At 46.9% G+C, this 22,752-nt stretch carries 21 protein-coding genes and 2 pseudogenes; 17 read left to right on the forward strand and 6 right to left on the reverse strand.

The features are described from left to right. Positions 1 to 256: 256 nt before the first annotated feature. A pseudogene (locus OK023_RS18785) lies at positions 257 to 1,098 on the reverse strand (23S rRNA (adenine(2030)-N(6))-methyltransferase RlmJ). Positions 1,099 to 2,061: 963 nt separating this feature from the next. On the opposite strand from OK023_RS18785, the pseudogene OK023_RS18790 reads away from it, so the two are divergent. From OK023_RS18790 to OK023_RS18810, 5 genes and pseudogenes are all read left to right on the forward strand, one after another. Continuing rightward, a pseudogene (locus OK023_RS18790) lies at positions 2,062 to 2,255 on the forward strand (autoinducer binding domain-containing protein); the annotation flags it as partial. A 219-nt stretch (positions 2,256 to 2,474) separates the two neighbouring features. After that, complete coding sequence (gene prlC / locus OK023_RS18795) at positions 2,475 to 4,523, forward strand: oligopeptidase A (RefSeq protein WP_317694159.1); 2,049 nt, start codon at positions 2,475 to 2,477, stop codon at positions 4,521 to 4,523. Between the two features lie 183 nt (positions 4,524 to 4,706). Further along, entirely contained in the window at positions 4,707 to 4,931 is a 225-nt protein-coding gene (locus OK023_RS18800; RefSeq protein WP_317694160.1) for a hypothetical protein, read from the forward strand. Positions 4,932 to 5,226: 295 nt separating this feature from the next. Continuing rightward, entirely contained in the window at positions 5,227 to 6,099 is an 873-nt protein-coding gene (locus OK023_RS18805; RefSeq protein WP_317694161.1) for a YPO3983 family protein, read from the forward strand. Next, positions 6,089 to 6,553 carry a DUF943 family protein gene (locus tag OK023_RS18810; protein WP_317694162.1) on the forward strand — a complete coding sequence of 155 codons (465 nt, stop codon included), beginning with the start codon at positions 6,089 to 6,091 and terminating at the stop codon, positions 6,551 to 6,553. Before OK023_RS18805 ends, OK023_RS18810 begins: the two co-directional genes overlap by 11 nt. 150 nt (positions 6,554 to 6,703) lie before the next feature. Here OK023_RS18810 and OK023_RS18815 read toward each other — a convergent pair whose 3' ends face one another. Next, positions 6,704 to 7,510, reverse strand: coding sequence for a hypothetical protein (locus OK023_RS18815; protein WP_317694163.1), 807 nt, complete (start codon positions 7,508 to 7,510; stop codon positions 6,704 to 6,706). 207 nt (positions 7,511 to 7,717) lie between these two features. Between OK023_RS18815 and OK023_RS18820 the strand changes: the two genes are divergently transcribed. The 4 genes from OK023_RS18820 (at position 7,718) to OK023_RS18835 (ending at position 10,123) form a co-directional block, all read left to right on the forward strand. Continuing rightward, positions 7,718 to 7,942, forward strand: a complete 225-nt coding sequence (locus OK023_RS18820) for a hypothetical protein (RefSeq protein ID WP_317694164.1) — start codon at positions 7,718 to 7,720, stop codon at positions 7,940 to 7,942. A gap of 295 nt (positions 7,943 to 8,237) precedes the next feature. Further along, a complete protein-coding gene (locus OK023_RS18825) occupies positions 8,238 to 9,104 on the forward strand; it encodes a YPO3983 family protein (RefSeq protein ID WP_317694165.1) in 867 nt (288 codons plus the stop codon). Further along, positions 9,101 to 9,559, forward strand: coding sequence for a DUF943 family protein (locus OK023_RS18830; RefSeq protein WP_317694166.1), 459 nt, complete (start codon positions 9,101 to 9,103; stop codon positions 9,557 to 9,559). The genes OK023_RS18825 and OK023_RS18830 overlap by 4 nt, the downstream gene beginning before the upstream one ends. Positions 9,560 to 9,673: 114 nt before the next feature. Then, positions 9,674 to 10,123 carry a DUF943 family protein gene (locus OK023_RS18835; protein ID WP_317694167.1) on the forward strand — a complete coding sequence of 150 codons (450 nt, stop codon included), beginning with the start codon at positions 9,674 to 9,676 and terminating at the stop codon, positions 10,121 to 10,123. A 156-nt stretch (positions 10,124 to 10,279) separates the two neighbouring features. Here the strand turns inward: OK023_RS18835 and OK023_RS18840 are convergent, their stop codons facing one another. Continuing rightward, positions 10,280 to 10,510, reverse strand: a complete 231-nt coding sequence (locus OK023_RS18840) for a hypothetical protein (RefSeq protein WP_317694168.1) — start codon at positions 10,508 to 10,510, stop codon at positions 10,280 to 10,282. 286 nt (positions 10,511 to 10,796) lie between these two features. Between OK023_RS18840 and OK023_RS18845 the strand changes: the two genes are divergently transcribed. Together OK023_RS18845 and uraH are read left to right on the forward strand one after the other, a co-directional pair. Then, positions 10,797 to 11,531, forward strand: a complete 735-nt coding sequence (locus OK023_RS18845) for an ankyrin repeat domain-containing protein (RefSeq protein WP_317694169.1) — start codon at positions 10,797 to 10,799, stop codon at positions 11,529 to 11,531. Positions 11,532 to 11,596: 65 nt separating this feature from the next. Beyond that, positions 11,597 to 12,040, forward strand: coding sequence for a hydroxyisourate hydrolase (gene uraH, locus OK023_RS18850; protein ID WP_317694170.1), 444 nt, complete (start codon positions 11,597 to 11,599; stop codon positions 12,038 to 12,040). Between the two features lie 140 nt (positions 12,041 to 12,180). Here the strand turns inward: uraH and OK023_RS18855 are convergent, their stop codons facing one another. The 3 genes from OK023_RS18855 to panM are packed head-to-tail and all read right to left on the reverse strand — an operon-like array spanning position 12,181 to position 15,840. Beyond that, the gene (locus OK023_RS18855) at positions 12,181 to 14,247 is read right to left on the reverse strand and encodes a hypothetical protein (RefSeq protein WP_317694171.1); all 2,067 of its coding nucleotides are present in this window, start codon (positions 14,245 to 14,247) and stop codon (positions 12,181 to 12,183) included. Continuing rightward, positions 14,234 to 15,451: a DUF3142 domain-containing protein gene (locus OK023_RS18860; RefSeq protein WP_317697838.1), complete on the reverse strand. Its 1,218-nt coding sequence runs from the start codon at positions 15,449 to 15,451 to the stop codon at positions 14,234 to 14,236. The genes OK023_RS18855 and OK023_RS18860 overlap by 14 nt, the downstream gene beginning before the upstream one ends. Beyond that, positions 15,448 to 15,840, reverse strand: coding sequence for an aspartate 1-decarboxylase autocleavage activator PanM (gene panM, locus OK023_RS18865; protein WP_317694172.1), 393 nt, complete (start codon positions 15,838 to 15,840; stop codon positions 15,448 to 15,450). Before panM ends, OK023_RS18860 begins: the two co-directional genes overlap by 4 nt. 463 nt (positions 15,841 to 16,303) lie before the next feature. On the opposite strand from panM, the gene OK023_RS18870 reads away from it, so the two are divergent. From OK023_RS18870 to OK023_RS18895, 6 genes are all read left to right on the forward strand, one after another. Further along, positions 16,304 to 17,419 (forward strand): branched-chain amino acid ABC transporter substrate-binding protein, encoded by a 1,116-nt coding sequence (locus tag OK023_RS18870; protein ID WP_317694174.1) that lies wholly within the window; start codon positions 16,304 to 16,306, stop codon positions 17,417 to 17,419. 182 nt (positions 17,420 to 17,601) lie between these two features. After that, a complete protein-coding gene (gene livH, locus OK023_RS18875) occupies positions 17,602 to 18,528 on the forward strand; it encodes a high-affinity branched-chain amino acid ABC transporter permease LivH (RefSeq protein WP_317694175.1) in 927 nt (308 codons plus the stop codon). Then, complete coding sequence (locus tag OK023_RS18880) at positions 18,525 to 19,808, forward strand: high-affinity branched-chain amino acid ABC transporter permease LivM (protein WP_317694176.1); 1,284 nt, start codon at positions 18,525 to 18,527, stop codon at positions 19,806 to 19,808. The genes livH and OK023_RS18880 overlap by 4 nt, the downstream gene beginning before the upstream one ends. Then, positions 19,805 to 20,572: a high-affinity branched-chain amino acid ABC transporter ATP-binding protein LivG gene (gene livG, locus OK023_RS18885; protein ID WP_317694177.1), complete on the forward strand. Its 768-nt coding sequence runs from the start codon at positions 19,805 to 19,807 to the stop codon at positions 20,570 to 20,572. The genes OK023_RS18880 and livG overlap by 4 nt, the downstream gene beginning before the upstream one ends. 15 nt (positions 20,573 to 20,587) lie before the next feature. Continuing rightward, entirely contained in the window at positions 20,588 to 21,289 is a 702-nt protein-coding gene (livF, locus tag OK023_RS18890; protein WP_317694178.1) for a high-affinity branched-chain amino acid ABC transporter ATP-binding protein LivF, read from the forward strand. A 66-nt stretch (positions 21,290 to 21,355) separates the two neighbouring features. Then, positions 21,356 to 22,543, forward strand: a complete 1,188-nt coding sequence (locus OK023_RS18895; protein WP_317694179.1) for a PLP-dependent aminotransferase family protein — start codon at positions 21,356 to 21,358, stop codon at positions 22,541 to 22,543. Positions 22,544 to 22,752 lie beyond the last annotated feature (209 nt).

A 22,752-nucleotide genomic window follows, 5' to 3' on the forward strand; every position in this document is an offset into this window, starting at 1 on the left:
AGAGGCTTGTGACTATTTTTGTATGTGCTATTAGCATGAGCAGCACACCGAAACCCAAGCGTATACAAGGAGTGAACGTCAGGTTTGCCACTCAAACACTATAACAACCCGCTCCAAATAGCCTTATTCCCGCTGGTTGTGCCCAAAAACCCGCCATTCATACTGTCGAGTTTTTGGGGCCACGGGCACAGCCTAGTATTGTGAGGGTTTCGAACAATACCCAAGGGCCTGTGGAATATCCCTAATGGGATAGGCGTTATTCCGGCACAACCCAATTTACCAGATAGTGACCGATACCGGAAGGCACCAGTACTTTGTGTAACCATGGCAGCACGTTGTTCATCTGCTGCTCCAGTTTCCAAGGGGATTAATCACAATCATGCCTGAAGCGGTCATTCCCCGCTGGTCACTATCGGGTTTCACCGCCAGCTCGATCTGTAGGATCCTGCGGATACCGGTAGCTTCCAGTTCTTTGAGCATACGCTTGATCTGCTGACGAAGTACGACTGGATACCATAGCGCATAGGTTCCTGTGGCAAAACGTTTATAACCTTCCTGAATACCTTTTACGACTTCCTGATAGTCGGTTTTCATCTCATAAGGTGGATCCATCAGGATTATGCCACGACGTGAAGGCGGTGGTAGTTGGGATTTCAGCTGCTGGTAACCGTCTGCGCGTTGCACTTTGGCGCGTTCATCTTTCTGGAATTCACTGCGTAGCAAAGGATAATCGCTTGAATGTAGTTCAGTCAGATGGATCCTATCCTGTGGGCGCAGCAGTTGGCGGGCAATCAGCGGTGAACCTGGATAGTATCGTAAGGTGCCCGAACGGTTGAAGTTATGCACCACGCTCATATAAGCCGCCATTTCTTCGGGCAGATCGTCACGTTGCCACAGCCGGCCGATGCCATCCAGATATTCTCCTGTACGCTCGGCGTGCTCGCCACTGAGTTGATAACGCCCTGCACCAGAGTGAGTATCCAGATACAGTAGCGGCTTCTCCTTTTCTTTCAGCGACTCTATGATCAGACTTTGAACGGTGTGCTTGAGCACGTCGGCGTGGTTGCCAGCGTGAAAACTGTGGCGGTAACTGAGCATAGTGTTTTTATGCTTCCTTATATTTCATATATATCAATTAAAATCAGTATATTATAGGTTTTTATACTGTGTTTTTTACCAGTTTTTTGCTGTTTTACTTACCGTTGCGATGAACTGTGGTTCACGTGAAAACAGGAAAACTCTCTGATGGCGCACAGTATAAACCGTCTTACAGATAAAAAGTTAAAAGCGTTTTTTAGCGCTGCCCACCAAACAGAGTAGACACTGCCTGATAGTCGTTCCTCATTGCAATTGGGTAGTGAGGTGAAAAATGGAAAAACAGAGTGATCTGCGCCTCCAGGTTCTTCCTGCAACAGTGTTTGCTTGCAATAAAGGATTTACATTTGACTATTTCACCGTTCTTGTTTGGTCAATATTTCCCATAATGTACGGTTATACCTAATCCATTAGTCGTGTTATTTTCCTGATTATGCGTTGGCAGTAATTCTCCACGGTTACCCTCAGTTCGAAACGCGCTAAAAAGCGACTGTTCTTATTCGGAGCGTGGTATATCGAGGATACTATCATGTTCGATGCGTAGGATAGGAAAAGAGATAATGGTCAGTACAGCAAGGCACCACCAATCGTAGGAGTACTAGGCTGAGTCCCTTAACTATACGCGAGCGCTAATGGCGTCAGCCCGTAAGGTCTGCGACGGCAGAAATCTGGTAGGACCGATGCTTTTAAAAGGGCGAAATTGGAGATAAATATAGAGAGTGGCTAAGAGTAGGTTCCGATCAGCAGTGACTTTTGTATCCTCTGTCTGACCGGAACATTTTTTCCCTGGTGTTGTGTTCGGCGAGTGAGTTACCTGTCTGAGAAGTCAGGTTGTTAGATTCGCCTAACGCAGATCATTATATATGGCGTTTCGTAATTCGTAATTCGTACATAAGTCTCATATACACCTAAACTTAAGTATAGTTTATCTTTTTAAAAGGAAAATTAGACCGTAACGGAGCCTGCATGATTTCTGTCTTCAACGAAAATAAGACCATAACGAAAACGCTCCGGAACCACATCGACAGGAAACTTTCCTTACTGGGAAGCCCAGAATACGCTTACACTGTCGTCAGCAAAAAAAGCCGGCAGAAGTGTTTATTATTTCAAATTATCCCGATGAATGGGTAAAACTTTACCGTGCTAACAACTTTCAATTGATATACTCGTCATACTTCAAGTTGCATGTGCGTTGACTTTCCTCACTCACCCCAGTCACTTACTTGAGTAAGCTCCTGGGGATTCGTTGTACACCGGCAGCACCTTCTATCAATTTTTACCATTGATTTTCCTGGCGCTTGGCTCCATGTTAGTTAATGCGCTATTTTCTCTGGCCTGATGCCTGCATCGGGTCCATAACCCCAATCAGGACTGCCCTTATGACAAATCCTTTACTGACAACGTTTTCCCTGCCGCCGTTTTCGGCTATTCACCCTGAAGATATTGTGCCTGCAGTGCAGTCTGCTTTGGCTGATTGCCGTGCTGCGGTGGAACGTGTGGTTGCTCAGTCGGGGCCGTTTACCTGGGAGACTCTTTGCCAGCCATTGGCCGAGTCTGATGATCGTTTGGCACGCATCTGGTCACCTGTTGGCCATCTGAACGCGGTGAAAAATAGCCTGGAATTACGAGAGGCTTATGAGCAGGCACTGCCGTTACTTTCAGAATATGGTACCTGGGTTGGTCAGCATGCCGGTCTGTATAAGGCTTATCGCAATCTGAAAGAAGGCGAGGGTTTCGCCAAACTGACTGCGCCGCAGCGAAAATCGGTGGAGAATGCGTTGCGTGATTTTGAGCTTTCGGGTATAGGCCTGCCAGCGGAAAAGCAAAAGCGCTACGGCGAGATTGTCGCCCGGTTGTCCGAATTAGGCTCTACCTACAGCAACAACGTGCTTGATGCCACCATGGGCTGGAGCAAGCTGATAAAAGATGTGAAGGAACTGAGCGGTCTGCCAGAGAGCGCACTGGCTCAAGCCAAGGCGATGGCGCAGGCTAAAGGCCAGGAAGGCTGGTTGTTGACGCTGGATATGCCAAGTTACCTGCCAGTGATGACCTATGCTGACAATCAGCCACTGCGTGAAGAGATATATCGTGCCTTTGTTACCCGAGCCTCAGACCAAGGACCGAACGCCGGTAAATGGGACAACAGTGAGGTGATGGCTGAAACACTGGCACTACGTCATGAATTAGCGCAGTTGTTAGGTTTTTCCAACTACGCTGACAAATCTCTTGCTACCAAGATGGCGGAAAGTCCAGAACAGGTGATCGGTTTCCTGAGTGATTTAGCGAAGCGTGCGCGCCCTCAGGCAGAACAAGAACTGGCCCAACTGCGCGCTTTCGCGAAACAACACTATGGTGTCGATCAGCTCGAAGCTTGGGATATCACCTACTATGGAGAAAAACAGAAGCAACATCTGTTCTCCATCAGCGATGAGCAACTGCGTCCTTACTTCCCTGAACAGCGTGTGGTTGAAGGGCTGTTCGAAGTGGTGAAACGCATTTATGGTATTTCCGCCAAAGAACGCGACAATGTGGATACGTGGCATCCGGAAGTTCGCTTCTTTGATCTGTTTGACGCGAATGGTGAGCTGCGTGGGAGCTTCTATCTGGACCTGTATGCCCGCGAGAACAAACGTGGTGGTGCATGGATGGATGATTGCGTAGGTAGTCTGCGCAAGGCAAACGGTGAACTGCAAAAACCGGTTGCCTACCTTACCTGTAACTTTAACCGCCCGCTGGGGGACAAACCGGCACTGTTCACCCATAACGAAGTCACTACGTTATTCCATGAGTTTGGTCACGGTTTGCACCATATGCTGACCCAGATCGATACCGCTGGTGTTTCTGGTATCAATGGCGTGCCGTGGGATGCGGTGGAGTTACCTAGCCAGTTTATGGAGAACTGGTGCTGGGAGCCGGAAGCATTAGCATTTATCTCTGGTCACTACGAGACAGGGGAACCCTTGCCGAAAGCCCTGCTGGATAAGATGCTGGAAGCGAAAAACTACCAGGCGGCGTTGTTCATTCTGCGTCAATTGGAGTTTGGTCTATTTGACTTCCGTATGCATTTTGAATATAGCCCGGAAAAAGGGGCACAGATCCTGCCGACTCTGGCTGAAGTGAAGAAAATGGTATCGGTTGTTCCTTCACCAAGCTGGGGGCGTTTCCCACACGCGTTCAGCCATATCTTTGCGGGTGGCTATGCCGCAGGATACTACAGTTATCTATGGGCTGAAGTGTTGTCTGCGGATGCTTATTCGCGCTTTGAAGAGGAAGGCATTTTCAACCCTGAAACGGGCAAATCCTTCCTGGATAATATCCTTTCACGCGGCGGTTCTGAAGAGCCGATGGCGTTGTTCAAACGCTTCCGTGGTCGTGAACCTAAGCTTGATGCTATGCTGCGTCATTACAATATCAAATCTGATTTATAATCGTAAAATCAATATGGTTAAGATTTTTTTTATTGATTTATAAGTGAATTTAGTGGGGTTTGTTGTTTCTTGTTGTCTCATCAAATCCCACTAAAAACCACTGTCAACCAAAGCCATTGAAGTTATCCCGGTGACAAAGACAAAGCTGATACTGGCGAAAATCGAGGATTAAGGCTTACTTGTGTGGCGCTACCGACCTTAAAACTTTCTTCTACCGCTACACCAAGTCCTCTTTCTCACAAATTCACCCAAGTTAAGATCGGTCATTTCCCTAATATCTCTTTAGCGCAGGCTCGTGCTGAACTACAAACGTTTATCGAAGGCACTTATGAGCTTTATCGTTACGAGGCGGAGTGTAAGGTTTGGCTGCAAAAATGGGCGGATTATCTCGATACGTTGAAAAAGTGATTTTGTGCTGATGCATTTAATTTAATGGGTTAATCGCATTGTTGGCTCGCAGCAGTACTTATCACGAGGCGTTGATGAGAAATGTTGAGTGTCCTTGCATTGGATGGATGCAGGTATATAATTTTCATACTTCGAGCTGCGTGTATAATTTCTTACCTTCCTGCAACTTGAACTATTTTTGATTATAATACCCTGATAAAACTCCATTTCTAGTCATTCCCACAGCCCAGTTTAGGTTAAACCCTTGGTCTGATTTGGAAGATGAGAAGCCGTTAACAACAAAAAGGAATTTTCTATGTCAGAAACCACCCAATCACCTGTAGAAGCGTTGCGCTTTCCTTGTACTGTATTCAGAACGCAAAGACGCATGGATGATTACGGTGCTGATGATATGCGGTGTGGTGATCTCAGCGAAACGCAGTTAAAAAATGATTTTAAACTCAATCATGTGTCAAGCAAGGTTAGTCCGTACACCCTAACGTTGGCTAAACAGCTAAAACTCAGAGCTTATGGTTATGGCTTTGAGGCTGATACAGATCTGGAAAGCAAGAAGATAACACGGCAGGAATGCGCGAATATCCTTTTTGATGAGTTTCGTAGCCTCTCAAAGCAAGTTTCTTTTTACGGCCCCTACCAGAAACTTATCGGAAAGATGATTGACCATATGCAGACAGGTAATGGTGTGCCGTTTAGGGATATCTTGTTAAATGCAGCGTTAAAAGAGCAAATTCTTGATGATAAAACGAAAAGAAGCTCACTGTTGAAAATTAAGCAATCATTAAGTAAAAATATAGACTGGAAAAACAAGTGTTATCCAGCATTAATAGTTGATGAGATAAGAAAACCTATTCTTGATAGTGTGCTTCCGAAGTTTGATAGATTGAAGGATCGCATTAATGGGTTGGGGATTACTGTACATGATACATATGCGACACATATCACTATAAGATCTCTACAGATTGACAATGACCGCTATCGCGCTGTTGTCCATTATAATGTTCAAGATCACTTTGGACTGGATAACGATGATATTAGAAAATTTCGCAATTACTCTTTATTATTTCGTATTTGGTTCGTACTACAGCGATTCAATCAGTTTGCTTATAAACCATTCATGACGAACATGGAAGCTACCGTAGAAATCACAGGAGCTCGTAATGATAGATAAAAATAAAATTTACGTTGGTATTATAATAATTGCTATCATTGCATTAGGTTTTTTTTTATGGCTATCAAACCGCCCAGTGGAAATTGTCGCAGTGCATCAAGATGGCAACTTTAGTTCTGTTCTTGTAAGAACTTTTCCATTAACCGATAAAGGGAAAATAAATTGGTGGCTTGAAAATAGAGATATGCTGAAAGCCAAATATAACATTCCTCAACCAGCTTCTTATGGACTATTTACTGTGAATTTTTGGGATTTTGGTGATGGATATAAAGAAGAAGGAAAATATGATAGAAGATGCTTTAATGACATGAAAACCAATAAAAACTGCATTGAAAAAAATATTATTTTCACGGTCTCTAATGATAAGCGTAATAGGGTGGATTTCACTATATATGATGGCGATGATTATCGTATGAATGAAAATGGTGATATAATAAAAATAAAAAGTGATTAGGCTGATTATTAGATTAAATAATGATTTTTATAAGGGCTATAAAGTGATTGACGATTTGTATCATTCACGCACTAAATCACCCTGCTGATGCCATTAAAAGCGGCTAGACGACAATAGATGCACTAGTCGCTGCTTATCCAAGGTAAATTGCTACAATGCTTGATTTTTCAAGACAATCTTTAAGTAGGGATGATGCCAACTTTCATCAATCAAGCTGTAAGAAATAAACCCATCATGCTCTAATGCGCATATCAGACTTGGATGATCGCTTACAAATTGGTAGACCGCCAAGCTTTCCAACCCTTGAAGCATATGAGCCAGCAGTTTGCGGCGCATCACATCACGCCTCCAACGTTTGCCCGTTGCCACGCGCTTGTAAGTACAGTTGAAGGTCTGCCCTACAGCGTTTGTAACACAACGCCCGTAGCGGTTCTTACGCGCACTTGCTTCATAAGCGTCCAGTAACCTAGCCAGATCATCTTTAAGTGGCACCAGGTGCTCACGCCAGCGCAGGATCATACGTTTGGCTTTAGAGCGTCCGAACTCCTTTGTCAACAGGCGGACAGTCGCACTTTTGAAGGAAACACTGACATAACCAGAGTTGAACACGCTGGCATACCTAAACTGCTTAACCACAGTTTCTTCGACCCCTAGAACCTTGCAGATCACTTTTGAATCCAGAAGCCGTAAGTTACGATCTGAAACGTTGATAGACCGTAGTTCATGGCGCAGGATCTCAAGTTGGCACCCTTTAATGTCGTAGTTGTAACCACGGGCAAGACACGCCCATTTCATCTTGGAGGGCAAACTTTGGAAACCACAGCTGATTTCAAACGAGCGACCACCAATCTTGGCTGCTTTGTACGATTGCTGGTACGCAACAACCAGTGGCGTGTCTGAAATCAGATCTACGCCTACCTCTGCCAAATGAGACAGGAAATTGCGATAATACATCATTACAATATCAAATCTGATTTATAATCGTAAAATCAATATGGTTAAGATTTTTTTTATTGATTTATAAGTGAATTTAGTGGGGTTTGTTGTTTCTTGTTGTCTCATCAAATCCCACTAAAAACCACTGTCAACCAAAGCCATTGAAGTTATCCCGGTGACAAAGACAAAGCTGATACTGGCGAAAATCGAGGATTAAGGCTTACTTGTGTGGCGCTACCGACCTTAAAACTTTCTTCTACCGCTACACCAAGTCCTCTTTCTCACAAATTCACCCAAGTTAAGATCGGTCATTTCCCTAATATCTCTTTAGCGCAGGCTCGTGCTGAACTACAAACGTTTATCGAAGGCACTTATGAGCTTTATCGTTACGAGGCGGAGTGTAAGGTTTGGCTGAAAAAATGGGCGGATTACCTTGATACGTTGAAAAAGTGATTTTGTGGTGATGCATTTAATTTAATGGGTTGATTGTATTATTAGCCCGCAGCAGTGCTTATCATAAGGCGTTGATGGGAAATGTTGAGTGTCCTTGCATTGGATGGATGCAGGTATATAATTTTCATACTTCGAGCTGCGTGTATAATTTCTTACCTTCCTGCAACTTGAACTATTTTTGATTATAATACCCTGATAAAACTCCATTTCTAGTCATTCCCACAGCCCAGTTTAGGTTAAACCCTTGGTCTGATTTGGAAGATGAGAAGCCGTTAACAACAAAAAGGAATTTTCTATGTCAGAAACCACCCAATCACCTGTAGAAGCGTTGCGCTTTCCTTGTACTGTATTCAGAACGCAAAGACGCATGGATGATTACGGTGCTGATGATATGCGGTGTGGTGATCTCAGCGAAACGCAGTTAAAAAATGATTTTAAACTCAATCATGTGTCAAGCAAGGTTAGTCCGTACACCCTAACGTTGGCTAAACAGCTAAAACTCAGAGCTTATGGTTATGGCTTTGAGGCTGATACGGATCTGAAAAGCAAGAAGATAACACGGCAGGAATGCGCGAATATCCTTTTTGATGAGTTTCGTAGCCTCTCAAAGCAAGTTTCTTTTTACGGCCCCTACCAGAAACTTATCGGAAAGATGATTGACCACATGCAGAAAGGTAATGGTGCACCGTTTAGGGATATGTTGTTAAATGCAGCGTTAAAAGAGCAAATCCACTCTGATAACACAGAGAATAGCACCCTATTGCTTGTTAAAAATGCTCTGACAGATAACATTGATTGGGAAAAAAAGTGCTATCCAGAAGAAGTTAAAAGTCTTCTGACAACCGCCATATCTAGCGGCAGACTTCCAAAATTTGACAGGTTGCAGGATAGAGTTAACGGACTAGGTATTACCGTACACGATATATATGCAGCACATATCACTATAAGATCTCTACAGATTGATAATGACCGCTACCGAGCTGTTGTCCATTATAATGTTCAAGATCACTTTGGACTGGATGACGATGATATTAGAGAATTTCGTAATTACTCTTTATTATTTCGTATTTGGTTCGTACTACAGCGATTCAATCAGTTTGCTTACAAACCATTCATGACGAACATGGAAGCTACTGTAGAGATTACAGGAAACCAAAAATGATTAAAAAAAACAGAATTTATATATCGTTATTTATATTAACATTCGCACTTGTTTATTTTTTATGGCTAGAATACAGGCATGTAGATATTATTGCGGTTCATGAGGATTATGGTTATAGCCATGTGCTTGTTGAGAATTTCCCCATTACCGATAGAGGGAAAATAAATTGGTGGATGAAAAACAAGAACATGCTGCTGGAAAAGTATGACATTCCTAAACCTGCATCTAATGGTTTTTTTTCTATTATTTTCTGGGATTTTGGTGATGGTTATAAAGAAGAAGGAAAATATGATAGATTTTGTTTCAACGATATGAAAACTAGTAAAAATTGCATTGATAAAAATAAATTTTTTTCTGTAAGAAAAACTAAAAACAATATATATTTCTTCACTGTTAATGATGGTGAGTATACTCTTGATAAAGATGGTAATGTCGTTAAATTTAATTTTAAATGAAATTAATATTTAGTACGGTAATCGCTGAGATAATATGAGAGCTGGCTTAGGGGTTTTTCAATCATTTTTCTTATAAAAAATTTATGATAGAACTGGAAATTACAGGAGTTCATAATGATAAGTAAAAATAAAAAAAATCCTCTATACACTATTACTGGTTGTTATTGCTATCTCTATTTATTTTTCTGGTTGTCACAACATCCGGTGAAAATTGTCGATGTTCATAAAAAAAATGAGTTCAGTGCGGTTTTAGTTGAAAACTTCCCTTTAACCGATAAAGGAAAAATTAGATGGTGGCTAGAAAATAAAAACATTCTGAAAGAAAAGTACAATATTCCCAATCCAGCACAAGATGGTTTCTACTCTGTTATCTTTTGGGATTTTGGTGATGGCTATAAAGAAGATAAATATGATAGACGGTGCTTTGATGACATGAAAACCAATAAAAACTGTATAGAAAAAAACTCACTTATAATTATAAAAAATAACAAACACAACATAACATTCTTTACTTTAGATAATGGTATATATCAGTTAAAAAATGATGATATAGTGAAAAAATAAAGTGATTAGGCTGATTAAATTAAATAATGATTTTTATAAGGGCTATAAAGTGATTGACGATTTGTATCATTCACGCACTAAATCACCCTGCTGATGTCATTAAAAGCGGCTAGGCGACAATAGATGCACCAGCCGCTGCTTATCCAAGGTAAATTGCTACGATGCTTGATTTTTCAAGACAATCTTCAGAAATGGATGTAGCCAACTTTCATCAATCAGACGGTAAGAAACAAACCCATCGTGCTCTAACGCGTATATCAGACCTGGATAAGTAGAGACAAATTGGTAGACCGCCGAGCTTTCCAACCCTTGCAGCATATGAGCCAGCAGCTTGCGGCGTATGACATCATGCCTCCGCCGTGTATCCGTTCTCACATATTTGTACATACAGACCTCGTTATAAGTTACTGATGACACTTTTCATCTCATTCGCTACATGGCGAAAAAATTAGATATACTATAAATAAACTGGATTACAGTGAGACTGTCAGTACTCGGTAGTATAGGAAACTATTTTGGCAAGGGCGAGTGAGCGTAATTGCACATCCAGCGAGAATAAACTTTGGCTATATAAAGAGTATATTTGAATGATAGTATCAGTAATATTCGCTTTTTTTTATTTTACTCAAAAATTAATATTTCTACTTCTTATAATGCTTAAAAGGAGTTGGAAATGTTTTTTAGGAAATCGATGTTTATTATTGGACTGATCGCGACAATATCCGCGAGTGCTTTTGCTAAAGACGTGACTATCCCGCAAGTTAATGCGGACAATCCTCCAGCATTGGCAGATTATCGTCTCAGCTATGCTGAAATGCGTGATATTGCTGATGCCAAAAAACTGTCTCACCGCGTCTTTTATATTCCCTCTGTTGGTCCTGATGCTGCCTGGTTTGATGCAGTTAAAAAAGGCAATCTGGCTGAAATAAAGAAAATGGTCGCCGGCGGACAGAACCTGGAAGCTAAGGATGAAGCGATGTTCGGCCAGACGGCACTCGGTTGGGCAGCGTTTATTGGTTATCAGGACATTGTGAGATATCTCGTCAAGCAGGGAGCAGATTTATTCGCTACCGATCGTGCAGATGTGAAAAGCGCGTTCAAGTCAGCAGTGCTAGGGAAAAATGTCGAAGTCGTGAAATATATTTATCCTATGGTTAAAGACAAAATCGATGTCAACGACCAGACTTTAGATAACGAGGGTGAATCGCTGGTTATGATCGCGGCCAGTAATAACCGAATTGACGTTGTGAAATACCTGATCAGTCTTGGTGCAAACCTTAATTTGGTGAGCACTGAACTTGATCAGAGCGCATTGACCTACGCTTGTGAACGGGGCCACCAAGACATGGTTAAGTTGTTGATAGACAATGGCGCTATAAACCATCGCACGAAAAAGCCATCTTGCTGACTGACGAAAACGGTGCCAAGAGTGTATGCTTGCACCGGGTGTAGCCGACGTTAAAGGATGACAATATGAATATGATTAAAAGAGTATGGTTGTTAGCTAGCATTATTGCGGGTAGTTTCCTGTTATGCGCTTCGCCACTACAGGCAGCGGAAGTACAATATCAACTCAGTACGCATATTCTCGACATCTCTCAAGGGCGCCCTGCCGGGAATGTGGATATTGAACTTTATCGATTAGATGCTGAAGGGAAACAGGAAAACTGGAATCTCGTTGGTAAAGGAACGACTGATAAAGATGGCAGGATCAAAACCTTCCTTGAACAGCAGACAGGAAAGGATAACTCGGGTATTTATAAACTCAAGTTTCTGACGCAGCCTTATTTCAAAAATCAGCAACAACAGAGTTTCTATCCGTTTATCGAAGTTGTTTTTCAGGTGGAAGGCAGCGCACATTACCATGTACCGATTACGTTGAGTAACTTCGGTTATTCTACCTACCGCGGTAGTTGATCCCAATTTAAATACCTGTTGCACTTCAAGCGACACTTTTTTGCTGAGATACCGGCTACCCGTAAGTTGAAGTTTATTTAGGCGTAAAACACAAAGAACCGGAGCGTAATGCCCGGTTCTTTGCTTTATGGCCACACAGCCTAAAACACCGGAACAGGGCAATCATAGCCAAAGTGGGCAGCCCAATCGTACGGAGTACCGTTTTTGGCGTAGAGTTGATACAGTGCACGGCCAGTCTTGGCATCACGAGCGATCACCCAACCTGCTGCATTACAGAGCACGGCAGCATAGGGTTGGCTTTTCGACGGCAAAAGGTCGGCAGCTTTTAGTGCCAGGTCAACGGCTTTCCAGCGGTAGTGAAGGAAACGGTTATCCCTTTCGGGCAAATTTTTTGCTGCGCGCGCCGCTTCCGCTGCGCTGACCCAGCTCTTATGTTGCCTATCGCGAGTATTGAATGAGTCCCCCAGATAGGAGTAGCTTGCGCCGTAGATAGCGTAATCCGGTGTCATTTCGTAACCGGTGAACACCAGCCCCTGTGAGCGTAATAGTATCGCCGCTTGATAATAGGCTTGGGCACGAGCCGTTTTGTCTACCGTTTTATCCTGTGCTGTCTTCAGATGTTCTGCAAATTCCAGTGCTGCCTGACGATAATTTGGAATGGCGAAGTAGTTGACAGCTTCTTGATACCTTCCCACTCGTATCATCCGCCGTGCTAGCAATTCGCGCAGTTGAATTTCAGGGCCGATTGGTTGGTCGTTGTACTCGTTGGGATCGACTGGTTTTAGCGGCGTTGCAGGTGGTGGTGCATGTTTATCAACGAAGCTTTTTAATTCATCAACGGTTAGCACCCGTTCTGCGATATCCGCCACATCGGCCCAGTAATTCTCTTTGCCACGAAACATAAGATCCATAGCTTGAAGATAATCACCCCTGTTAAGCGCCAGAATGGCCTGTTCCCCAGAAACTCGGCAACCTGGGGCGATCATTTCCGGCACGAAATCACCGTCGCGCTGCCACCCCCAGCTTTCGTCTGAAGGGAATGCGGTTGCAGCTTTGGCATAGGCAGCGGTGGCTGTCTTTACATCGCCATCACGCAGCGCCATTTTAGCGCGCAACCACCACGCCAGGCCGCTATTACCGGCATTTTTCAGCACACTGGCTGTCATGGCATATTGCCCGGAACGGTAGGCCAATGCCGCGAGCCGATCACTGCCGGTAAAACCGCTATGTACCGATTCATTCAGCAATGTCAGGATCTGGACGACAGTCTGTTTAGCATTTGCTCTCACGCTTTCAGCATCGGCCATTTGCAGGTTACTGCTGCGGGCGAACAGCTCGATGGTCACTAACTGCTGTACCAAGGGATCATGAATCGCTTGTTTTAACGCTTGTAGATGATTTGGGTTGATCAAATAACTGGCGACATATTGCAACGAAAGCCCGCCATCTGCGTCACCCTGGGCGGCTTGTTGGGCATAAAGCTTTACAGCTTGCGCGATTTCCCCTTGCCAAAAGTGGATACGTGCTTGCTGGCCGAGACTGCTCAGCGCCAGCTGGTCGGGGTCAGCAGTGCCACTTTTCACCTGGTCGATCACCTGTTGGAATGCCGCCATTGCCCGATCGAGCTGCGTTTTTTCCGGGTGTTTTATCGTCGTCTTGGGCGCGTCTGATTCATTTTTAGCTGTACCATAATCGCCCATCAACAGACGGCCAATAGAGTATTGTGCACGTAGTCCCCAATCGCCCTGTTCGGCCACTGGTAACGCTAAAACCTGCTGGAAATAGGTTTCTGTGCGGGGATCTTGTACTGCAAAGGCGACTGCGCCCAACGTATACAAATGGGCTGCATGAGTCATCCCTTGTGTATTCACCGAGTCTGCTGCTTCCACCGTTCGGGCAGCGCGCATTTGTTTGATGGTTTGTTGTTCCGGTGAGAGAGGCATGGGTTTTGCCTGCGTCTCTGGCAGCGGCTCTTTCCACATCGGTAACTGTTTATCTACCGGCACCAGATGGTTCGTTTCGAACGCGAAGTTGCCTTCCGGCATATATAACAAAGTACCGTTACGGTCGATCAACAGACGGTTGGGGAAGTCTGGTCCGCAAGCGTGGCTGCTGAGTGGCGCTGTTAATATTGCAGCAATCATTGAAGCCAAAGGAAGGGAACGATTATGCTCCTTGGAGGCTAAGGGAACATCAAGGTATGACATCAGTGTCTCCTGGCGTGATTTCTTGGCAGTGCAACCAGCCCAGTGGGCGGGATTGCCCTGATCGAAGTTGATCGCTGCGAATGCGGATAAAACGCGGTTGTTCTGATGTGGTTGCCAACTGATAATTCCCCACTGCGTCGGCTGCCAGGCAGCCGTTTGCCTTGATGCGGATCTCTTTAGGCAACGGGGCATCAATCGGGCCACTATTCTGAATGTTCAGGTCATATAGCCCATTTTGCTGCGGCAGAAATTCTACCTGCCACTGGGTAGCCAATGGTTGCCGGTTAATGACGGCGCGCAATGTGGCTATTGACCATGCGCGGCGATCGCTATCCAGTGGCAAACGAAACCAGACAATACCGCGAAAGTGGCGTGGATTGAGCAAAGCGAGCTGTTGCAAGAAACTGGCGATTTGCTGTGGTGCGACAGTGAGTTCCTGAGCGTAGCCAGCCACGCGTAGAGGGGTTTCACTTTCAACCAGTGCTCCTTGGGTATCAAATCCCACCAATCCCATACCGTAGGCAGGCAACGCGACACGGAAAGGGTGCGGGCTGATACGGGCGAACTGGCTGATCCAGCGTAACGCCAGCGGACCATCGAACAGGCCCTGCTTAGGGGATAGCACCGCGTGGACCTGTAGCACTGAGCTGTCGACCTGTTGCAAAACCCGGGGCAAGACTGGTGAGGTGAGCCAGGTAGGTAAAACAGTAATACCAAGCTGTAACGAAGCTGGCAGTTGCTGACGCAGTTGCCGCAAGAACTGCTGATACTCTGGTAGCTGAGCTGTGGCAGCATCGTGGTCGATCTCTATACCGATGACCGTCAGTCCTGCGGTTTGCCAACGTAGTAACAGTCGCATCAGTTGCTGGTGGATCACCGAGGCATTGAGGTGTTGCAGTTGTCCGTCTAAACGAACGACCAACCATAATGGTCGACTATCCTGTTGCAGTAAGCCACGGTTAACCGGGATAACACGAAAGCCATCATGTGGATGTACCTGCAAACCCAGTACGCGCAGAGTGGAGAATAGATCATGACTCGCAGCCAGTGCGGTGGCGTGTTCAGGTGTCCAGACTCTTTGCCAGAGATAGACTTGCTGATCCCAGGGTTTCAGTTGTTGCGTTTGCATGGCCTGATAATGGCCCGCTAACCAGGCTGTCAGCGCGACCAATAATGCTGTAGCCATCGCTACACAACGTTTCATTTCCGCCAAATATCGCCCTGCATCTGAAAGCCACAGGCCTGCATAAAGTTGTTTACCCCACCACGTTCACGCGGTGCCAGCCCGGTAGTCGAAAGCTGCCAGTGTGATACTTGTGGCAATTGCCGCTGTGGATCCTGCACCAGATACAGCCCCACGCCACGGCGGCGTGTGACCTCACGTACCATCAGGTCGTGTAGTTGTGCGGTATCACCCTGAAGGTCGACTTTAACAGCGCCTAACAGCCGGTCATTAAAGCGTGCGGCGAACAGCGCCTTGCCATCCTTTAGCCAGATTTGCCACTGTTCTGGTTGCTGATGCGGCCAGATTTTACCTAAATCGATAAGGTCTTGTGAGGACAACGAGGTTAAACGCTCGATGGTCAGTTTCATGTCTGATTTCCGCACCTGTATATGTTGCCGATAGTGTAATAGATCTTGCCCAGCGTGTTGTGTAAGTTTTTCTATACTTTTGACTTTGCAAAATGTTTTTTGTAGCGCGCATTTTCGAGTAAAGAATCAGTAAATGTAATATCAACCAGCACATCGCGCTGTGACTTGGGCGAAATATCGCCGAAAAAATCCGAATTATATCCTGTTTACACCGCTTGTTTCTGGCTGTGTGGGTTGATTTACAGAATAAAACTCCTGTTTAATAACATGAAAAATAAAATCTTATTGTAAATTTTTGTCAAAAAAACTTCCAAATCATTATTAATTATAGATAAAAGCCGTCTATCGTCTTTTCTCAAACTGCAGCGTTATCAGTGGTATTTCAAATCGATGTACTGTAAACGATGATTAGGAGCGGCAAACACAACAGTGAAACTTACTACGACAGATGGGGATTATGCGGATGAAATTAACCAAGGGGAAAGCGCTGCTGGCGGGTTGTATCGCGATAGCGATGAGCCATGTAGCTATGGCAAAAGACATCAAGGTGGCGGTAGTTGGCGCGATGTCCGGTCCGGTGGCACAGTATGGTGATATGGAGTTTATCGGTGCGCGTCAGGCGATTGCCGATATCAATGCAAAGGGGGGGATCAAAGGCGATATGCTGGTCGCTGTTGAGTATGACGATGCCTGTGACCCTAAGCAGGCGGTCGCGGTGGCTAACAAAGTCATTAATGATGGTATCCGTTATGTGATCGGCCATCTGTGCTCATCTTCAACCCAACCTGCGTCAGATATCTATGAAGACGAAGGTGTGATTATGATTACCCCGGCGGCCACCAATGCCGATCTCACCACCCGCGGTTACCAGATGCTGCTGCGTACTACTGGTTTGGATTCCGATCAGGGGCCAACGGCAGCCAACTTCATCCTCAGTGAGATCAAACCGAAGCGTATTGCCGTGGTGCACGACAAGCAGCAGTATGGTGAAGGTTTGGCGCGTTCTGTACGTGACAGCTTGAAAAAGCAGGGTGTCGATGTGGTGATGTTTGAAGGCATCACTGCGGGTGATAAAGATTTCTCTACGCTGGTTGCTCGTTTGAAGAAAGAGAACGTCGATTTCGTCTACTTTGGTGGCTACTATCCAGAGATGGGCCAGATCCTGCGTCAGGCTAAGCAGGCCGGTCTAACAACCCGTTTCATGGGGCCGGAAGGGGTGGGTAACTCTTCACTGTCTAATATTGCAGGCGCTGCGTCTGAAGGCATGCTGGTGACCTTGCCGAAACGTTACGATCAGGTTCCTGCCAACCAACCCATCGTTGACGCGTTGAAAGCCAAGAAACTGGACCCGACCGGGCCGTTCGTCTGGACTACTTACGCCGCGTTGCAATCCCTGGTCACTGGGATGGAACGCAGCGGCAGTCAAGAGCCTGCGGATATCGCCAAAGATCTGAAAACCGGCAAACCGGTGGAAACTGTCATGGGGCCACTGAGCTGGGATGAAAAAGGCGATCTGAAAGGGTTCGAATTTGGTGTGTTTGAATGGCACGCCGATGGCTCATCAACGCCGATTAAATAAGCCATAATAATATCCATGGTCTTGTATGGTGATCCTGCAAGGCCATGGGGTTCCTGCCTCTTAATAGTCTGAATAATTTGAGTTGTACGTGGTCAACACGCCGACAACTTTCAGCATGACGAGTCAAGCAGGCAGTTAGGCCGCTATTTTGCGGCCGCGACAACACCTTAGAAGGTCAGAGTATGTCAGAGCAGTTTCTCTATTTTCTGCAGCAGATGTTCAACGGCGTTACGTTGGGCAGCACTTACGCATTAATTGCCATCGGTTACACCATGGTTTACGGCATTATCGGCATGATCAACTTTGCCCATGGCGAGGTATATATGATCGGCAGCTATGTCTCGTTTATCGTTATCGCGGCATTGATGATGATGGGGATCGACGTCGGCTGGTTGTTGATTGGTTGTGCATTCCTGGTGTCTATCGTGATTGCCAGCGCCTATGGCTGGAGCATCGAACGCGTAGCCTACAAACCGGTGCGTCACTCCAAGCGCCTGATTGCGCTAATTTCCGCTATTGGGATGTCGATATTCCTGCAGAACTACGTCAGTCTGACGCAAGGTTCGCGCGACGTGGCATTGCCGAGCCTGGTTACAGGCCAGTGGGTATTGGGAGAGAGTAACGGCTTTGCTGCAACCGTCAGCACCATGCAGCTCACCATTTGGATCGTCACTTTCCTGGCGATGCTGGCACTGACGATGTTCATCCGTTATTCACGTATGGGCAGAGCCTGTCGTGCCTGTGCGGAAGATTTAAAGATGGCCAGCCTGCTTGGCATCAACACCGACCGGGTAATTTCACTTACTTTCGTGATCGGTGCCGTGATGGCGGCGGTTGCTGGCGTGTTACTTGGCCAGTTCTACGGCGTGATCAACCCTTACATCGGCTTTATGGCTGGGATGAAAGCCTTTACTGCAGCAGTGCTGGGCGGTATCGGCAGTATTCCTGGTGCGATGATTGGCGGCCTGGTGTTGGGCGTGGCTGAGGCGCTGACTTCGGCTTACCTGAGCACAGAATATAAAGATGTGGTGTCGTTCGCGCTGCTGATTGTGGTGTTGCTGGTGATGCCGACCGGCATCCTTGGGCGTCCGGAGGTTGAGAAGGTATGAAACTCGGTCTGCTTAACGCCTGCATTGCCACCTTAGTGCTGTTTGTTATGGCATCCTTTCTGATGGGAATGCAATTGAGCCTTGATGGCACAAAACTAGTCGTACACGGTGCCGCTGAAGTTCGCTGGATGTGGATTGGCATCGGTTGCGTGGTGGTATTCCTCTTCCAACTGTTGCGCCCACTGATGCAACAGGGGCTTAAGAAAATTTCCGGCCCAACGTTGGTGTTGCCAAGTTTTGATGGTACGACACTCCGCCAGAAGTTGTTGGCGGCGGCGCTGATCATTATGGCGGTGGTGTGGCCGTTTCTGGTTTCGCGCGGTACGGTCGATATTGCCACTCTGACGCTAATCTACGTCATGTTGGGGCTGGGGCTGAACGTTGTTGTTGGCCTTTCCGGTTTACTGGTACTGGGTTATGGCGGTTTTTACGCAATAGGTGCCTATACCTACGCGCTATTGAACCACTATTACGGCCTGGGTTTCTGGGAAAGTCTGCCATTGGCGGGCATTGTTACTGCTATTTTTGGCTTTCTGCTTGGTTTCCCGGTATTACGTCTGCGGGGTGACTATCTGGCGATTGTTACGCTTGGCTTCGGCGAAATCGTGCGTATCCTACTGCTGAATAACACCGAAATCACCGGTGGGCCGAACGGCATCAGCCAGATCCCGAAACCGACCTTCTTTGGTCTGGAGTTTAACCGCAGCGCCCGTGACGGCGGCTGGGACACTTTCCATAACTTCTTTGGTCTGCAATACGATCCTAGTGACCGTATTATATTTCTCTATTTGGTGGCTCTACTGCTGGTGATATTGACACTGTTTGTGATTAACCGCCTGCTACGTATGCCGCTGGGTCGGGCCTGGGAAGCGTTGCGCGAAGATGAGATTGCCTGCCGTTCATTGGGCCTCAGCCCGACCAAAATCAAACTGACCGCTTTTACCATTAGCGCCGCTTTTGCCGGTTTCGCCGGAACGCTGTTCGCTGCGCGGCAAGGTTTTGTTAGCCCGGAGTCCTTCACCTTTGTAGAGTCCGCCTTCGTGCTGGCTATTGTGGTATTGGGGGGTATGGGGTCGCAGTTTGCGGTGATCCTGGCGGCTATCCTGCTGGTGGTATCGCGCGAGCTGATGCGTGATTTAAATGAATACAGCATGTTGCTGCTGGGTGCGTTGATGGTGTTAATGATGATTTGGCGGCCACAAGGGTTGTTGCCGATGAAGCGCCCACAGTTGAAGCTGAAAGTGGCAGATATTCAGGCAGTAAAAGGGGAGAAAGTATGAGTGCTCAACCTTTACTGACGGTAGAAGGTCTTTGTATGCGCTTCGGCGGTTTACTGGCGGTGAACAACGTTGCCCTTGAACTGCATGAAGGTGAGATCGTTTCGCTGATTGGCCCGAATGGCGCGGGTAAAACCACGGTGTTTAACTGTCTGACCGGGTTTTATCGTCCAACGAGCGGTGCCATCAAACTGCGTGATCGTCATCTGGAAGGCCTTCCCGGCCAGACCATTGCCCGTATGGGCGTGGTGCGAACCTTCCAGCATGTGCGGCTGTTCCGAGAAATGACGGTGATTGAAAACCTGCTGGTGGCACAGCACCAGCATTTGAAAAGCGGTGTGTTTGCCGGTTTGCTGAAAACGCCGGCGTTCCGTCGTGCTGAAGCGGATGCACTGGAGCGTGCGGCGGTGTGGTTGGAACGTGTAGGCCTGCTCGAGATGGCTAATCGCACTGCGGGTAACCTGGCCTATGGCCAACAGCGGCGGTTGGAAATAGCCCGTTGTATGGTAACACGCCCGGAATTACTGATGCTGGACGAACCTGCGGCAGGTCTGAACCCGAAAGAAACCGACGAACTGGACCAGCTTATTATCGAACTGCGTGACCAACATAAGGTTTCCGTGCTGTTGATTGAGCATGATATGAAGCTGGTGATGGGTATTTCCGATCGTATCTACGTAGTGAATCAGGGAACGCCGTTGGCGCAAGGCACACCGGCAGAAATCCGCAACAACCCGGACGTGATCCGGGCCTACCTGGGCGAATAGTGGGTAAATTATCATATGTTGTCATTTAATCAGGTATCCGCCCATTACGGCAAAATTCAGGCGCTGCACCAGGTAAGCCTGAATATTCAACAGGGAGAAATAGTCACCCTGATCGGTGCCAATGGTGCCGGTAAAACCACGCTGTTAGGAACGCTATGCGGTGAACCGCGCGCATCCGAAGGTACGATTATCCTTTTAGATCAGGATATCACCCAGTGGCAGACCGCGCGTATCATGCGTGAAGCAGTGGCGATTGTGCCCGAAGGACGGCGCGTATTTTCGCGCATGACAGTGGAAGAAAATTTGGCGATGGGTGGTTTCTTTGCCAATCGAGAAGAGTATCAGCAACGTATTGAACGGGTATTCGGCCTTTTCCCTCGTTTGTTGGAGCGCCGTAATCAGCGTTCGGGCACCATGTCCGGTGGTGAGCAACAGATGCTGGCGATTGGCCGGGCGTTGATGAGCCAACCCAAATTGCTATTGCTGGATGAACCCTCTCTAGGGCTAGCGCCTATCATTATCCAGCAGATTTTCGACATTATCCATCAGCTGCGTGAAGAAGGTATGACCATCTTCCTGGTGGAACAAAACGCCAATCAGGCATTAAAACTGGCGGATCGTGGTTATGTACTGGAAAACGGCCGCGTGGTATTGGAAGATACAGGCACCGCACTGTTAGCAAACGAAGCAGTGAGATCCGCTTATCTAGGCGGCTAGATATTTATATATCAGGGGGCACCAAATGGGTTGCCCCCGTATTATTAATGATGACGAGAATAAGCAATGAAGACTGAAGGATTACTCGCGCAGCGCATCGTAAACGTAAAAAGCTCGGCGATCCGTGAATTGCTCAAGCACAGTAAGATGGAGAACGTCATTTCGCTGGCGGGCGGTATTCCTTCTGATGCGCTGTTTGACTTCGAAGGATTGAACATTGCTACTCAGCAGGCAATTACCGACCAACCGAAAAGCGCTTTCCAGTACGGATTGACCGAAGGCAGTTATCTGTTACGTGAACGTATCTGCGCACTCTGTGCGGACCGTGGCGTCCGTGCAAAACCTGAAGATGTTATAGTAACGGCAGGTTCCCAACAGGCTCTGGACTTGGTGATGCGGGCCGTGATTAATCCAGGTGACGTATTTGTCGTGGAACGCCCAACTTATCTAGCGGCGCTGCAGACGTTGGAATTGGCGGAAGCCAATATCATGTCTGTCTCTTCAGACAGCGATGGTATGGTGGTTGATGAATTGGTTGAACTACTGAAAACCCAGAAAATCAAAGGGGTATACGTGGTGCCGAACTTCGGCAACCCGAGTGGTTTGACACTGAGCACGGCCCGCCGCGAGCAGTTGGTAAAATTGGCTGTCGAGCACAATTTCCTGATTGTTGAAGATGACCCCTACGGTGAACTGAGATTCACTGAGGAACGCAACGCGACGCTGTATCAGGTCTCTCAGCAGGTGTTGGGCCATACAGAAAACATTATCTATACTTCAACCTTCTCCAAGATCTTGGCGCCTGGTCTGCGTGTGGGTTGGGCAATCTTGCCACCCTTCTTGCTGCATAAAGTGGCCATTATCAAGCAGGCAGCGGATCTGCATGCCAGCTCATTGTCGCAGAGCGTTGCAGAGTGCTACTTGGGTCTGGGTCGTCTCCCAGCTCAGATCGAGAAGATCCGCGCTGCCTATAAGCAGAAATGCGAGATCCTGGCAGGATTGGTTGAAAAAGAGCTGGGTGATGAGATCAGTTTCGATATGCCCAAAGGGGGGATGTTCCTGTGGGCGCGTTTCCGCCAACCGTTTGATGCGACTGGGTGGTTGAAGGCCGCATTGGAGCAAGGCGTGGTGTTTGTGCCTGGGGAATACTTCTTCTCTGATAAGCCCGATCGTTCCACTTTCCGCTTATCATTTGCCACCGCAACCGAACAACAAATGCAGGAAGCGGTCGCCCGTCTGCGCCGTTCTCTGTAATACTCTTTGCGGCGGTGTGGAGAATTCCATGCCGCCGATGCCCGTTCTCATACTAGGCTGTGTTCCTTAACTGTCCGTGGTGCCGTCGCAGCCCCAAAAGCCCATTATCAAGGCGGAGGGTGAAGGGCAGAGTGGCCCTCTGTTCAAGCCCGACAACAGGGTGAATGCGCTTTTTGGGCGGACCCCACGGGCTGACGCCATTGGCGTGC

The sequence above is a fragment of the Serratia sp. UGAL515B_01 genome (assembly GCF_033095805.1).
In the GTDB taxonomy this organism is placed as follows: domain Bacteria; phylum Pseudomonadota; class Gammaproteobacteria; order Enterobacterales; family Enterobacteriaceae; genus Chania.